General features: G+C 56.6%; 13 protein-coding genes. 3 read left to right on the forward strand and 10 right to left on the reverse strand.

Translation table 11 applies throughout. The features are described from left to right. Positions 1–63: 63 nt before the first annotated feature. The gene (locus TU76_RS21365; RefSeq protein WP_048352463.1) at positions 64–939 is read left to right on the forward strand and encodes a response regulator; all 876 of its coding nucleotides are present in this window, start codon (positions 64–66) and stop codon (positions 937–939) included. A 108-nt stretch (positions 940–1047) separates the two neighbouring features. Here the strand turns inward: TU76_RS21365 and TU76_RS21370 are convergent, their stop codons facing one another. From TU76_RS21370 to TU76_RS21415, 10 genes are all read right to left on the reverse strand, one after another. Beyond that, the gene (locus TU76_RS21370) at positions 1048–3009 is read right to left on the reverse strand and encodes a DUF7844 domain-containing protein (RefSeq protein WP_048352464.1); all 1962 of its coding nucleotides are present in this window, start codon (positions 3007–3009) and stop codon (positions 1048–1050) included. Further along, positions 3006–3326 (reverse strand): DUF2388 domain-containing protein, encoded by a 321-nt coding sequence (locus tag TU76_RS21375; RefSeq protein ID WP_019826982.1) that lies wholly within the window; start codon positions 3324–3326, stop codon positions 3006–3008. Before TU76_RS21375 ends, TU76_RS21370 begins: the two co-directional genes overlap by 4 nt. 26 nt (positions 3327–3352) lie before the next feature. Beyond that, positions 3353–3646: a DUF2388 domain-containing protein gene (locus tag TU76_RS21380; RefSeq protein ID WP_037032528.1), complete on the reverse strand. Its 294-nt coding sequence runs from the start codon at positions 3644–3646 to the stop codon at positions 3353–3355. 190 nt (positions 3647–3836) lie between these two features. Continuing rightward, the gene (locus tag TU76_RS21385) at positions 3837–4154 is read right to left on the reverse strand and encodes a DUF2388 domain-containing protein (RefSeq protein WP_019826985.1); all 318 of its coding nucleotides are present in this window, start codon (positions 4152–4154) and stop codon (positions 3837–3839) included. Positions 4155–4454: 300 nt separating this feature from the next. Then, positions 4455–4670: a DUF1127 domain-containing protein gene (locus TU76_RS21390; RefSeq protein ID WP_019826986.1), complete on the reverse strand. Its 216-nt coding sequence runs from the start codon at positions 4668–4670 to the stop codon at positions 4455–4457. Between the two features lie 318 nt (positions 4671–4988). Then, entirely contained in the window at positions 4989–6479 is a 1491-nt protein-coding gene (locus TU76_RS21395; protein WP_019826988.1) for an acetyl-CoA hydrolase/transferase family protein, read from the reverse strand. A 181-nt stretch (positions 6480–6660) separates the two neighbouring features. After that, on the reverse strand, positions 6661–8097 hold the full coding sequence (locus TU76_RS21400) for an NAD(P)(+) transhydrogenase (Re/Si-specific) subunit beta (protein ID WP_019826990.1): 1437 nt from the start codon (positions 8095–8097) through the stop codon (positions 6661–6663). Beyond that, the gene (locus tag TU76_RS21405) at positions 8094–8417 is read right to left on the reverse strand and encodes an NAD(P) transhydrogenase subunit alpha part 2 (protein WP_019826992.1); all 324 of its coding nucleotides are present in this window, start codon (positions 8415–8417) and stop codon (positions 8094–8096) included. Before TU76_RS21405 ends, TU76_RS21400 begins: the two co-directional genes overlap by 4 nt. 11 nt (positions 8418–8428) lie before the next feature. After that, positions 8429–9550, reverse strand: coding sequence for a Re/Si-specific NAD(P)(+) transhydrogenase subunit alpha (locus TU76_RS21410; protein ID WP_048352465.1), 1122 nt, complete (start codon positions 9548–9550; stop codon positions 8429–8431). Positions 9551–9987: 437 nt separating this feature from the next. Continuing rightward, positions 9988–10884, reverse strand: coding sequence for a LysR family transcriptional regulator (locus TU76_RS21415; RefSeq protein WP_048352466.1), 897 nt, complete (start codon positions 10882–10884; stop codon positions 9988–9990). A gap of 158 nt (positions 10885–11042) precedes the next feature. Between TU76_RS21415 and TU76_RS21420 the strand changes: the two genes are divergently transcribed. Beyond that, positions 11043–12224 carry an acyl-CoA dehydrogenase gene (locus tag TU76_RS21420; RefSeq protein ID WP_048352467.1) on the forward strand — a complete coding sequence of 394 codons (1182 nt, stop codon included), beginning with the start codon at positions 11043–11045 and terminating at the stop codon, positions 12222–12224. A 14-nt stretch (positions 12225–12238) separates the two neighbouring features. Further along, positions 12239–13459, forward strand: a complete 1221-nt coding sequence (locus TU76_RS21425; RefSeq protein WP_048352468.1) for a CaiB/BaiF CoA transferase family protein — start codon at positions 12239–12241, stop codon at positions 13457–13459. The last annotated feature ends 443 nt before the right edge of the window (positions 13460–13902 follow it).

A 13902-nucleotide genomic window follows, 5' to 3' on the forward strand; every position in this document is an offset into this window, starting at 1 on the left:
AAAAACGCCCGGCTCATTGCCGGGCGTTTTGGTTTTCAGGCGTTCATATCCAAGGAGCAGTCGATGAGCAAGGTGAGTGTGCTGGTGGTGGATGACGCGTCGTTTATTCGTGACCTGATTAAAAATTGCCTGCGTAATTATTTTCCGGGCATCAGGATCGAAGACGCCGTCAACGGCCGCAAAGCCCAGACCCTGCTGACCCGTGAATCATTCGATCTGGTGCTGTGTGACTGGGAAATGCCAGAGATGTCCGGCCTTGAACTGTTGAGTTGGTGTCGTGAGCAGGACCAGCTGAAAACGCTGCCCTTTATCATGGTCACCAGCCGTGGCGATAAAGAGAACGTGATCCAGGCTATTCAGGCCGGTGTTTCGGATTTCGTCAGCAAGCCTTTTACCAACGAACAGTTGCTGTCCAAGGTGAAGAAGGCGTTCACCAAGGCAGGATTGCTCGACTCGGTGATGGCCAGTGCACCGACGCGCATGAACTCGGCGTTTGGCAATGATTCGCTGAATGCACTAACTGGAGGCAAGGCGCAGGTGGTAACCCCTGCACCGGCGGCCCCTGCACCGCGTCCGGCCCCAGTGCCTGCGCCGGCACTGACAAGCCGTGGCCAAGGACAACTGCGGTTACCCAGCGGCACACAGGTCTGTGTGATCAAGGCCCTGAGCCTTAAGGAGGCGCTGCTGGTGGTGCGTCGTGGCGAAGTGCTGCCTCAGGTGCTGGACAGCGCCGTATTGGACCTTGAGCAGGGCGAGAGCGCCGAAGTGGCGCGTTTGAATGGTTATCTGCATGCCATCGTGGCGTATGAGCCAAAACCAGACAGCGCCTGGCTGCAACTGACCTTTCGCTTTGTCGATCAGGATGCCGACAAAATGAACTACCTGTCACGATTGATTGCCCACGGCACGGCACAGAAGCATTTTGTGCCGGGTGCGTGAAGTGCCCTTGTGGGAGCGGGCTTGCTCGAGATGTGGACGCCGCGGTTTTTCAGTCGAACCGCGTCGATACCATCGCGAGCAAGCCCGCTCCCACACGTCATATGTGGATCAGGGCAGCTGCAACCCGCCCGATGCCTTGTGGATTGCCCGCAGGTGTTCACCGATCTGTTTGACGTTGGCTTCAGTCGCCGCTATTTCGGCGGCGCGGGAAGGCTCCAGCAGGCTGCGCACCTCCTTGTCCAAGTCGGTAGTCAGGCGCAGTAGTTGCTGTTGGCGCTGACTGCTTTCGGACTCGAGCATTTCCCATTCTTTGGTTTGCGGCAGGCCGTAGCCGCCGCTGCCGAGCAGTTCGGCCGGGCGGCTGAGGAAGCCGCTGCTGGCGAGGATTTCCTGCAAGGTCTTGTTGGCCTTGTCCATGCCGCCATCCTTGAGCCCGCGTGCGCCCAGGTACTTTTGTTTGACCTCGTCCTGTGCCAGCAGCAGTTGTCGGCGAAAGCCGGCTTGCTCAAGAAGTAACAAGGCGGCGCTGGCGCGCAAGTCGGCTTGCGCGATCCATGGGCGGCGTTCGTTCGCGTTCAGGGCCAACCAGTCTTCGACGGTGGTTTGCTTGATCGGCAAGCGGGTCTTGAGTACGTCGAACATTGCTTGGTAGCGATCACGGTAGGAGTCAAAGCGATAACCCAGGCGTAGCGCCTCTTTGGGATCGTCCAGCACGCTGGTGTCCGCCAGGCCACGACCCTTGAGGACGTCGAGCAGACCATTGGGCACGATGCTGTCCAGGCCCTTGAGTTGGGCATTGTTGCTGCCGCTGCGCAGCAGTTTCAGGGTCTCGACAGCGCAGTTGTTGGAGATGAAGTAGTAGTCGCCGTCATAGCTCCAGTGCATTTCGGCGGCGTGCTCAACCACTTCCTCGATTTCCGGACGGCTCAGTTTGAGCGGTACGGAAGCCAGGCTGCGCAGTTCGGTTTTGGTGTATTCGTCAATCACCTGGGCCAGCGGCAATACAAACAGCCGTGAAGGATAGGCACCGGTCAGGCCGTCCCAGCTTGAAAGCTGTACGTCATTGACGAACGCCCGGTAGGACAACACCAAGTGTTCTTGTAGGTCGAGTCGGCAGTCCGGCCCGCGTGGGCGTCCTGGGGCGCAGATCACCAGGCGGAGCATACTGTGGCCCCAACGGCTGGCCCATTCCTGATTGGCTTCGGCCAGCAGGTAGTCGACGGCGTAGACCCGCTCAGGGTCTACGGTGCCCAGCGGTGTTTTGGCGAAATCGTTGCCGGCATTGAGGAAGGCAAAGCCTTTGGGGCACTCGTCCTTGACGGCGGGTGCCCAGCCGAAATGCTCTTTGTAGTAGCGATACAGCGCCGGTCGGCGGCAGGCATAGGCCGGGTCGAGGAGGAAGTACTCCATGTTGACCGCGACAAACTCCTTGGGGCTGCTGATTTCGTACAGGTCGGGGCTGCGCACGACCTGGTGGTTATCTTGTTCGCGCTCGCCCCGGCGACCCACGTATTGCTGCCAGCCGGCCAGGTCGAGCAGGCGCGGGTCATCACTGAGGGTGAAACGGCGTTCGGTCTGCCCGCGACATTGATCAGGCAGGCCAATCAGGCCGGTGTTGCCGTTTTGACGGGTGCAGCGGCGGATCAGCGTGCGCTCGGGTGTGGGCCAGAGGCGGGCGCGGTCGTAGATGTGGGTGATTTCGTGCAAGACGGTGGCGAGCATTTCACGGCGCACGGTGCCGTGTGGACGGTTGGTCTGCCGGGTCGCGGCCGAGCCATCGGTCAGCCCTGCCAGGAGCGTGCGATTGAGGTCCAGCTCGGAGGTCAGCGATGCCTGGCCGTAGGCGTTGCTGGGCATGTCATCGGTCCAGCCCACCAGAATTTGTCGGTCCAGTTGTTCGATAAAACGCGGTGGCAGGCTCTGCATGGCCTCATCCAGCAAGGCCTGGCTGGCCTGTTGCTCGGCCGGGCTCAGGCCTTCGGTCTTGAGTTGCAGATGCAGCGCGGCCTGGGCACTGCTGGCGATCAGCAGCAGGCCACAGGCGGCTAACCAGCGCGTTAGCGACCTCACAGTGCGAGGATGGCTTCGGCGAGATCCTGGTCACTGGCGTTGCGTGCTTCAGGCACACGGTCACGCAGGGTGCTGAAGGCAGCTTCCAATTGTACGCCGCGAATATCGCCTTGGCTGGCGACGAAGGTAGCCGCGTCGTCGTGGGCTTCACGCACTACTTTAGAGTCGCGGATAGAGGTGGTGGTATCGGACGTGAAATCGATGGTGCGGCCAAAAGCGCGCACGATGATGTTACTGGTCTGCACGACGGTTTGTGCCTGCGCCACATCGGCGAGCAGCAAAAGGCCAAGGGTGGCGACAATTAATGGGCTGCGCATGACGTATCTCCAGGAAAAGCGGGTATTTATTGGACGAGAATTGTGTGTGCCAGTTCAAGGTCGCTGGCATTCAATTTTGGCGTGTTTTGGCGCAGATAGCGCAAGGCAGACTCCAGCTGCGCTCCTCTTGTCTGGCCATCACTGGCAATAAAGACGGCGGCATCATCCTGGGCGGCACGTATCAATTTTTGATCAAAAGGCGCGGACGTCACTTTACTGGTGACGTAACCACTGAGCACCACATTCTGGGTGGTCATGTCGAAGGCGTTGGCTGATTGAGTCCAGCAGAGAGCAAGTAGAACGGATAAGGAAAAACGCATGGGTCTCGAGGCTGTTTGAATGAGCGTCAAGGCTAGCGTAATGGGCGGGGCAGGGCCAGCGCGGGGGTGTCTTTGTGGGAGCGGGCTTGCTCGCGATGGTGTCGACGCGTTTCAACTGAATGAACGCGCCGCCTGCATCGCGAGCAAGCCCGCTCCCACAAGAGCTGACCCGTTATGGCGTCACTTACATTCAGATCGTCAAAATGGCCTGGGCAAGCTGGGCATCGGTGGCCTGCAATTGCGGAGCTTGCTGGCGAATGGCTTCGAAAGCGCTTTCGAGTTTCACGCCACGGATAGTGCCTTCGCTGGCAACAAAGCTGGCAGCGTCGTCACGGGCGGCACGTACGATTTTGTTGTCACGAAACGAGCCTGTGGCGTCAGATGTCAGATCGGTCGTTGCCTTGAGGGTGCCCACAATGCCATCGGTCGTAACGATGAAGCTTGTGGCGTTGGCGCTTGCAGCAACGGCCAGCAGAGCCGCCGCGCTAAGTAGGCGAAGTGTGGACATGGTGAGACTCCTGGATATGAACGTATGAAAATAGTCGGTTATGGACCGAATAGTAGGCTGAGGGCTGCGCTAGGCATAGGAAGTTTTACTGGGTTCTGTGGGCAAAGTGCTCTAGATCAGGCATTGCGCTAACTGTACTTGTCGATTTTATGCATTTTAAAACTGTACCCGTCGCAATGCTGGTACTCAAACCCGGAGCCCATAAACGACAAAACCCGTCAGCGGTTATCCGCGACGGGTTCTGTTTTTTCAATTCAGGTTGCTGGCAGTGGACCGGTGGTCAGGGCCAGCGAGCGCTGGTTAGCGCCAGAACGGCTTGCTCAACTCTTCGTAACGCTGTGCTTCGCTAATACCGGCATCAGCCAGAAGACGCGAGTCCAGTCGAGCCAATTGATGGCGGCTGGAGATGCGGCGCTGCCACAACATCAGGTTGGCAAGTACGCGCAAAGGCATGGAAGCCTGGGTGTTTACAGAGTTGCTTTCGCTGAACAGTTCGGAACTGAGTGTACGTTCCATGGTGTCATCCTTCCGCTTATGGCGGCATTGGCTAGTGGTTTAACTGATGCCAATGATCCTCCTCTTTGTCCATGGTCTCTAGATACAGTTCACCTGTATTGCGATGGGCCAGTTAACTGTTTACAGGGGCTGTACTGGCACAAATGAGTGCAACTGTACCTGTGCGCACCTAAGTAGTGCATAAATGGCAAAATTCGTAAGAAAGACAGGCTTAACAGGTATAAATAGACCAGTACAGCAGTACAGTTTTTGAAACTCCAGGCATAAAAAAGCCGCTGACGAAACAGTGTTTACGTCAGCGGCTGTCTAGCTCGCGGGTTACGGGAGCATTTTTCCGGTTTCTTCCAGGTTGATATGCCAGCTCAGGGCTTCACGCAGGATGTGCGGCGTGTGGCCACCTATCGCGCATGCCTTGGAGAAGTAATCATTGAGGGCTTCACGGAAGTCGGGGTGCACACAGTTGTCGATGATGACGCGTGCGCGCTCGCGCGGTGCCAGGCCACGCAGATCGGCCAGGCCCTGTTCGGTCACCAGGATGTCGACATCATGCTCGGTATGGTCGACGTGGCTGACCATTGGCACAACGCTGGAGATTGCGCCGGCCTTGGCAATCGACTTGGTGACGAAGATCGCAAGGTGCGCGTTACGGGCGAAGTCGCCCGAGCCGCCGATGCCGTTCATCATCCGCGTGCCGCAGACATGAGTGGAGTTGACGTTGCCGTAGATGTCGAACTCCAGTGCGGTGTTGATACCGATGATGCCCAGACGACGAACCACTTCAGGGTGGTTGGAGATCTCTTGCGGACGCAGTACCAGTTTGTCCTTGTAGCGTTCCAGATTGCCGAACACGTCCGAGTTGCGACGTTCCGACAAGGTGATGGAGCTGCCCGAAGCGAAGCTCATCTTGCCCGCGTCGATCAGGTCGAAGGTCGAATCCTGCAGTACTTCAGAGTACATGGTCAGGTCTTCGAACGGCGAGTCGATCAGGCCGCACATCACGGCGTTTGCAATGTTGCCGATACCCGCTTGCAGCGGGCCGAGCTTGTTGGTCATGCGGCCGGCTTCGACTTCCTGCTTGAGGAAGTTGATCAGGTGGAAGGCGATACCGTCTGTTTCGCTGTCAGGCTCGGATACGGTGGATGGCGAGTCGGGCTTGTTGGTAATCACGATGGCGACGATTTTTTCTGCCGGGATCGGGATCGCGGTGCTACCGATGCGATCGTCGACTTTCACCAAGGGGATAGGTGTACGCGTCGGACGGTAGGTCGGTATATAGATGTCGTGCAGACCTTCCAGGTTCGGGTTATGCGCCATGTTGATCTCGACGATCACTTGCTTGGCGAAGATGGCGAAGCTGGCAGAGTTGCCTACGGAAGTCGTCGGAACGATATGACCTTGCTCGGTAATAGCGACGGCCTCGATGACTGCGATGTCTGGCAGCTTGAGCTGATTGTTACGCAGTTGCTCAACGGTTTCGGACAAATGCTGGTCGATAAACATGACTTCGCCAGCGTTGATGGCCTTGCGCAGAGTGCTGTCTACCTGGAATGGCATGCGACGTGCCAGTACACCGGCTTCGGTCAATTGCTTGTCCAGGTCGTTGCCCAGGCTTGCGCCGGTCATCAGGGTGATTTTCAGCGGTGACTTTTTGGCCCGCTCAGCCAGGGCCTGCGGGACGGCTTTGGCTTCACCGGCACGGGTAAAACCGCTCATGCCGACGGTCATGCCGTCTTGGATAAGGGCGGCGGCTTCTTCGGCGCTCATGACCTTATCGTGCAGGGAGTTCAGGCGAATACGTTCACGGTACATGGATTGTTATCTCGGGCAACGGAAGCAAGAGGCGCAGTCTATTCATTTTCAGAGCCTTTCGTCCCGCTACCATGGTCGAATGCCAGCGGCCGATTTAGAGCCTTTGGTCGGGTTCCTTGGAAAAAGAAAAACCCCGGCCAATACAGCGCCGGGGTTCTCGATATTGCGGTGATGGTTGATGTTACTCGACCGCTTTAACCATATCTTCAATAACCTTCTTGGCGTCGCCGAAAACCATCATGGTTTTATCCAGATAAAACAGTTCGTTATCCAGGCCTGCATAGCCGCTGGCCATGGAGCGTTTGTTAACGATGACGGTTTTGGCTTTATAGGCTTCGAGGATCGGCATGCCTGCGATCGGCGATTTTGGATCGTTCTTTGCCGCCGGGTTGACCACGTCATTGGCGCCTAGTACGAGCACCACGTCAGCCTGGCCAAACTCGGAGTTGATGTCTTCCATTTCGAACACTTGGTCGTAAGGCACTTCGGCCTCGGCCAGCAGCACGTTCATATGGCCTGGCATACGGCCTGCAACCGGGTGAATCGCGTACTTTACGGTCACACCGCGGTGGGTCAGTTTTTCAGTCAGTTCTTTGAGCGCGTGCTGTGCCCGGGCAACCGCAAGGCCGTAGCCTGGAACGATGATCACAGTATCGGCGTTCATCAACAGGAAGGTGGCGTCGTCAGCCGAGCCGGATTTCACCGGACGGGCCTCTTGCGTGCCGGCTGGGCCGCCAACGTCTGTTGCGCCACCAAAGCCGCCGAGGATCACGTTAAAGAACGAGCGGTTCATCGCCTTGCACATGATGTACGACAGGATCGCACCCGAAGATCCTACCAGCGAGCCAGCAATGATCAGCATCGAGTTGTTCAGCGAGAAACCGATACCGGCGGCTGCCCAACCTGAGTAGCTATTAAGCATCGATACCACGACCGGCATGTCGGCGCCGCCAATCGGGATGATGATCAGCACACCCAGTACAAATGCCAGAGCCAGCATCAGCGCGAATGCGTTGAGGTTGCCGGTCAGCATAAAGGTAATGCCCAGAGCCAGCGTAGCCAGGCCAAGCGCCAGGTTCAGCTTGTGTTGGCCGGTAAACTGTACCGGTGCGCCCTGAAACAGACGGAACTTGTATTTACCCGAGAGCTTGCCGAAGGCGATCACCGAACCGGAGAAGGTGATTGCACCAATGGCTGCGCCCAGGAACAGCTCCAGGCGGTTGCCTGCCGGGATGGCGTCGCCCAGGTGCTTGACGATACCCAGCGACTGCGGTTCGACCACGGCTGCGATGGCAATAAATACCGCAGCGAGGCCGATCATGCTGTGCATGAAAGCGACCAGCTCAGGCATTTTGGTCATTTCAACGCGTTTAGCCATGATCGAGCCAGCAGTACCGCCGACCAGCAGGCCGACAATCACGTAGCCGATGCCAGCAGTCGCGATCTCTGCGCCCAGTTTGTAGATCAGGCCGACCGTGGTGATGATCGCCAGACCCATGCCGAGCATGCCGAACAGGTTGCCGCGACGTGAGGTGGTAGGGTGCGACAGACCCTTGAGTGCCTGGATAAAGCAGATTGATGCAACCAGATACAGAACAGTGACCAGGTTCATGCTCATGGCTTGCGCACCTCTTCTTTGGCTTTAGGTGCTTTCTTCTTGAACATTTCCAGCATGCGCCGGGTGACCAAAAATCCACCGAATACGTTTACGGCCGCCAGCGCGACCGCCAGGGTGCCCATGGTTTTGCCCAGTGGGGTAACAGTCAGTGCCGCAGCAAGCATCGCGCCTACGATCACAATCGCCGAAATGGCGTTGGTAACGGCCATCAAAGGTGTGTGCAGCGCAGGTGTCACGTTCCAGACCACGTGGTAGCCCACATAGATGGCCAGCACGAAGATGATCAGGTTGTAGATACCGGGGGAGATGAACTCTTCCATTATTTTTATCCTCAGCCGTTTTTGCGCACGACTTGACCGTCGCGGCACATCAGGCACGCGGCGACGATGTCGTCTTCAAGGTTGATCTGGAACTGTCCTTCGGGGGTGAAGACCAGCTTGAGGAAGTCCAGCAGGTTGCGGGCGTAGAGCGCCGAAGCGTCTGCGGCAACCATGGCGGCAAGGTTGGTGTGGCCGACGATGGTGACGCCGTGTTCAACCACTACTTGATCGGCAACGGTCAGCGGGCAGTTGCCGCCTTGTGCGGCAGCCAGGTCGATGACCACCGAGCCGGGTTTCATCTGGGCTACGGTTTCGGCGCTGAGCAGTACCGGAGCTTTACGGCCCGGGATCAGTGCGGTGGTGATCACGATGTCTGCCTGCTTGGCGCGTTCGTGAACGGCCTGTGCCTGGCGTTGCATCCAGCTTGCAGGCATTGGACGTGCGTAGCCGCCTACCCCAACGGCGCACTCGCGCTCTTCGTCGGTTTCGTAAGGCACGTCGACGAACTTGGCGCCCAGAGATTCGATCTGCTCTTTAACGGCAGGTCGTACATCGGAGGCCTCGATCACTGCGCCCAGGCGCTTGGCCGTGGCGATTGCCTGCAAGCCAGCAACCCCTGCGCCCAAGATCAGCACGCGAGCGGCCTTAACGGTCCCGGCAGCGGTCATCAGCATCGGCATAAAGCGCGGATAGTGGTGAGCGGCGACCAAGACGGCTTTATAGCCGGCGATGTTGGCCTGGGATGACAGAACATCAAGACTTTGCGCGCGGGAGGTTCGGGGGGCGGCTTCGAGAGAGAAGGCGGTGATCCCGCGCTCGGCCAGTTTGGCAATGGTTTCATTGCTGAACGGGTTGAGCATGCCAATGAGCACGGTGCCGGTTTTTATCAGGGCCAGTTCGCTATCGCTTGGGGCGACAACCTTGAGAATCAGCTCTGCGCCGAAAACATCTGTTGCGTTGCCAATAGTCGCGCCAGCGGCTTCATAAGCACTGTCAATAACACTGGCACTAATGCCCGCGCCGCTTTGAACAGTCACCTTATGGCCTTGGCCGATCAGCTTCTTGATGGTTTCCGGGGTTGCAGCAACCCGCGTTTCACCCGTATGGGTCTCGAGAGGAACACCAATGTGCACGTCAAATCTCCTGCGTGATCTTTTATAAGAAAGCCAGCGCACTACGGATGGTGCGACTGGGGCGGCCGATCAGCACGATCCCACCAAAGTATGGGTGGGGCGGGGCATTCTGCTGGCAATTTTTTTACCCTTCAAGAACTTATGGAGGGTGACGAGATTTAAACTACAAGTCATGCAGTGACCGAATGTCGCAATGGTCGGCTACATGCCTTTAAATACGGGGCTTGCAGAGGAATTGAGTGTTTTTTGAGTTTTTTTCACATTTCTTTTAGTTATCGCTGCATAACTTTGAGAAATACCCTGTAGGCCGCGTGGTTACTGGCTTACAGGAATGTCCAGTTAGACAAAAGTCCAGAGTGTTTAAAGGCGACATTTACTTATATATGTAGCGCTTATTTGTATGGCGCTACATAGTTTATTTGGACTATGCGGGACTTTCAAATCAGGCTGTAAGTCGCGGCCTGATTGATCAGCCAGTCTCTAAAAGCTTGCAGTGAGGCTGACTCAATTTTGCGTTCGGGGATCATCAGGTAGTAAGCCTTGGTGCTGAGCAGGGCGCTCTCGTTGGCAATCACCAGGCGTTTTTCGGCCAGTTCGCGCTGAATCAGAAACGGGGGGATCAGGGCAGCGCCCATTTCATGCATGGCGGCCTGAGCCAGCATCGAGAACAGTTCATAGCGTGGCCCAGTCATGTCGCGGGGCACGGTCATGTCTTGTGCGTTGAACCACTGGCGCCACGCGTAGGGGCGAGTGGTTTGCTGTAGCAAAGGAACTTCGGCGAGAGCGTGCGGGGTGAGGCCCTGGTGTGTACCCAGTAGTGTAGGGCTGCATACAGGTACTGGGTTCTCGCCCATCAGTCGGTAGGACGAAGTGCCTGACCAGTCGGCATCGCCGAAGTAGATGGCGGCATCAAAGTCGGTATCGGCAAACAGAAAGGGGCGTGTGCGGTTGGTCAGGTTTACCGTGACGTCCGGGTGTTGCTGCTGAAAGTCCTTGAGGCGAGGTAATAGCCATTGCGTCCCGAAAGTGGGCACTACGGCCAGCTCAATCACATTGGCGCCCTGCTGGCCCATGACCGACAGTGTGTCCCGTTCTACCGCATCCAGCTGGGTTGCTATGCGTCGACTGTAAGAAAGGCCTGCCTCGGTCAGTTTTACGCCGCGCTTAGAGCGTCGGAAGAGTTCAACGCTCAGGAATTCCTCCAGGCTGGCAATCTGTCGGCATATGGCCCCTTGAGTGAGGGAAAGCTCGTGCGCAGCTTTGGTAAAGCTTTCGTGGCGTGCGGCCGCTTCGAAGCTGATCAGGGCTGTTGTGCTGGGGATCTTGCGGCGCATGTACGGCTTCCTCACTAAATGCAGTCAGAAAAGGCTTTTTATCGAGTTACGGAGTGAGAAATTATCACAGGATGGTGCTGAATCCTCGTTTGTCCTTCTATATAGAAGGGGTCTAGGATCGGCTCACGACATTTTATCTATTACGCGAGGGTTCTCTCATGGCGGGTAAAGCAAGCTTCAACTGGATTGATCCACTGTTGCTGGATCAGCAGCTCACTGAAGAAGAGCGCATGGTGCGTGACAGTGCTGAGCAGTTCGCTCAGGACAAGTTGGCGCCACGTATTCTTGATGCTTTCCGTAATGAGAAGACTGACCCTGCGATCTTTCGCGAAATGGGCGAAACCGGTTTGCTGGGTGCGATGATTCCTGAGCAGTACGGTGGTAGTGGCCTTAATTACGTCAGCTACGGCCTGATCGCTCGTGAGGTGGAGCGGGTCGATTCGGGTTATCGCTCGATGATGAGTGTGCAGTCTTCATTGGTAATGGTGCCGATCAATGAGTTCGGTACCGAGGCGCAGAAGCAAAAGTATCTGCCCAAGCTGGCCTCTGGCGAGTGGATCGGTTGCTTTGGTCTGACAGAGCCTAATCACGGCTCTGACCCGGGCGCGATGATTACCCGTGCCCGTTCGGTTGATGGCGGCTACAGCCTGACGGGCAGCAAGATGTGGATCACTAACAGCCCGATCGCCGATGTGTTTGTGGTGTGGGCGAAAGATGATGAAGGCGACATTCGTGGCTTTGTTCTGGAAAAAGGCTGGAAGGGTCTGACTACGCCTGCGATTCACGGCAAGGTTGGCTTGCGTGCGTCCATTACTGGCGAAATCGTGATGGATAACGTGTTTGTGCCGCAAGGGAACATCTTCCCGGATGTGCGTGGTTTGAAAGGTCCTTTTACCTGCCTGAATTCGGCTCGCTACGGCATCTCTTGGGGAGCGCTGGGGGCTGCAGAGTTCTGCTGGCACACGGCGCGTCAGTACACCCTGGATCGTCATCAGTTTGGTCGGCCTTTGGCTGCAACCCAGTTGATCCAGAAAAAGCTGGCCGATATGCAGACCGAGATTACGTTGGCCCTGCAGGGTTGCCTGCGTTTGGGTCGGATGAAGGATGAGGGGACTGCGGCTGTTGAGATTACGTCGATCATGAAGCGCAATTCATGCGGCAAGTCGCTGGACATCGCGCGTATGGCCCGCGACATGCTGGGCGGTAACGGTATCTCGGATGAATTCGGGGTTGCGCGCCATCTGGTCAACCTGGAGGTTGTGAACACCTACGAAGGCACGCATGACGTGCATGCCTTGATCTTGGGTCGTGCGCAGACCGGCCTTCAGGCGTTCTATTAACAGGAGCTCGGCTCATGGGTGCTTTATCGCATTTGCGGGTGTTGGATTTGTCTCGGGTGCTGGCGGGGCCGTGGGCCGGGCAGATACTGGCGGACCTTGGAGCCGAGGTTATCAAGGTTGAGCGCCCGGGCAATGGTGATGACACGCGCGCGTGGGGGCCACCCTTTCTCAAGGATGCTTACGGTGAGAGTACGGGGGAGGCGGCTTATTACTTGTCTGCCAATCGCAACAAGCAGTCAGTCACTATCGATTTCACCAAGCCTGAGGGGCAGCAGCTGGTTCGTGATCTGGCCTCCAAGTCCGACATACTAATTGAGAACTTCAAGGTGGGTGGTCTGCAGGCGTACGGTCTGGACTATGCGTCGCTCAAGGTGTTGAACCCTGATTTGATCTACTGCTCGATTACGGGGTTCGGTCAGACCGGTCCCTATGCCAAGCGGGCGGGTTATGACTTTATGGTCCAGGGGCTTGGTGGTCTGATGAGCCTGACGGGAAGGCCTGAGGGTGATGAGGGTGCGGGACCGGTTAAGGTTGGGGTTGCGCTGACCGATATTTTGACCGGGCTATATTCGACCGTAGCTATTCTGGCTGCCCTTGTCCATCGCCAGCATGAGGGTGGCGGGCAGCATATTGATATGGCGCTGCTGGACGTGCAGGTAGCTTGCCTGGCGAATCAGGCGATGAACTATCTGACTACGGGCGTTGCACCGCAGCGCCTGGGCAATGCTCATCCTAATATCGTTCCTTATCAGGATTTTCCGACGGCAGATGGAGACTTTATTCTCACGGTAGGTAACGACAGTCAGTTCCGTAAATTTGCTGAAGTGGCAGGTCGTCCTGAGTTGGGTGGGGATCCGCGCTTTTCCACTAATAAGCTGCGTGTTGCTAATAGGGCGGAGTTGGTGCCGCTTATCAGGCAGCTAACTGTTTTCAAGACTACAGCTGAGTGGGTGGCGCAACTGGAAGCGGTTGGTGTGCCCTGCGGGCCGATCAATGACCTGGCTCAAGTGTTTGCTGATCCTCAGGTGCGTGCTCGAGGGTTGGCGATGCAGTTGCCACATGCGTTAGCGGGTCTTGTGCCGCAGGTGGCAAGCCCTATCCGGTTGTCCGAAACGCCAGTGGAGTACCGCAATGCACCTCCTTTGTTGGGTGAGCATACTCAGCAAGTGCTGGAGCAGGTGTTGGGGCTGAAGTCGGGAGCGGTGGAAGCTTTGCGGCGGTCTGGCGTGCTGTAGCTATATAGAGGGGTGCGTCAGCACCCCTCTATATAGGTGTATTTAGGGGTATTTGAAGTTTATTGATAGTTTTACTCAATTAGCCCTTGACTAGGATTTTTAGCGGCCTATAATTCGTCCCACTTCCGGCGCAGTTGAAACGGAAAACTCCTTGAGAATCAATGAGTTGGATTGTTTTACAGTGTTAGCTTCAAGTCATCGAAGCAGGAAATTAGGTGTTGACAGCAGCTTGTAACGCTGTAGAATGCGCACCTCGGTTCAGCGAAGGCTAAACCAACCGCTCTTTAACAACTGAATCAAGCAATTCGTGTGGGTACTTGTGGAGTCAGACTGATAGTCAACAAGATTATCAGCATCACAAGTTACTCCGCGAGAAATCAAAGATGTAACCAACGATTGCTGAGCCAAGTTTAGGGTTTCTTAAAAACCCAAAGATGTTTGAA

The sequence above is a fragment of the Pseudomonas psychrophila genome (assembly GCF_001043005.1).
Classification (GTDB): Bacteria; Pseudomonadota; Gammaproteobacteria; order Pseudomonadales; family Pseudomonadaceae; genus Aquipseudomonas; species Aquipseudomonas psychrophila.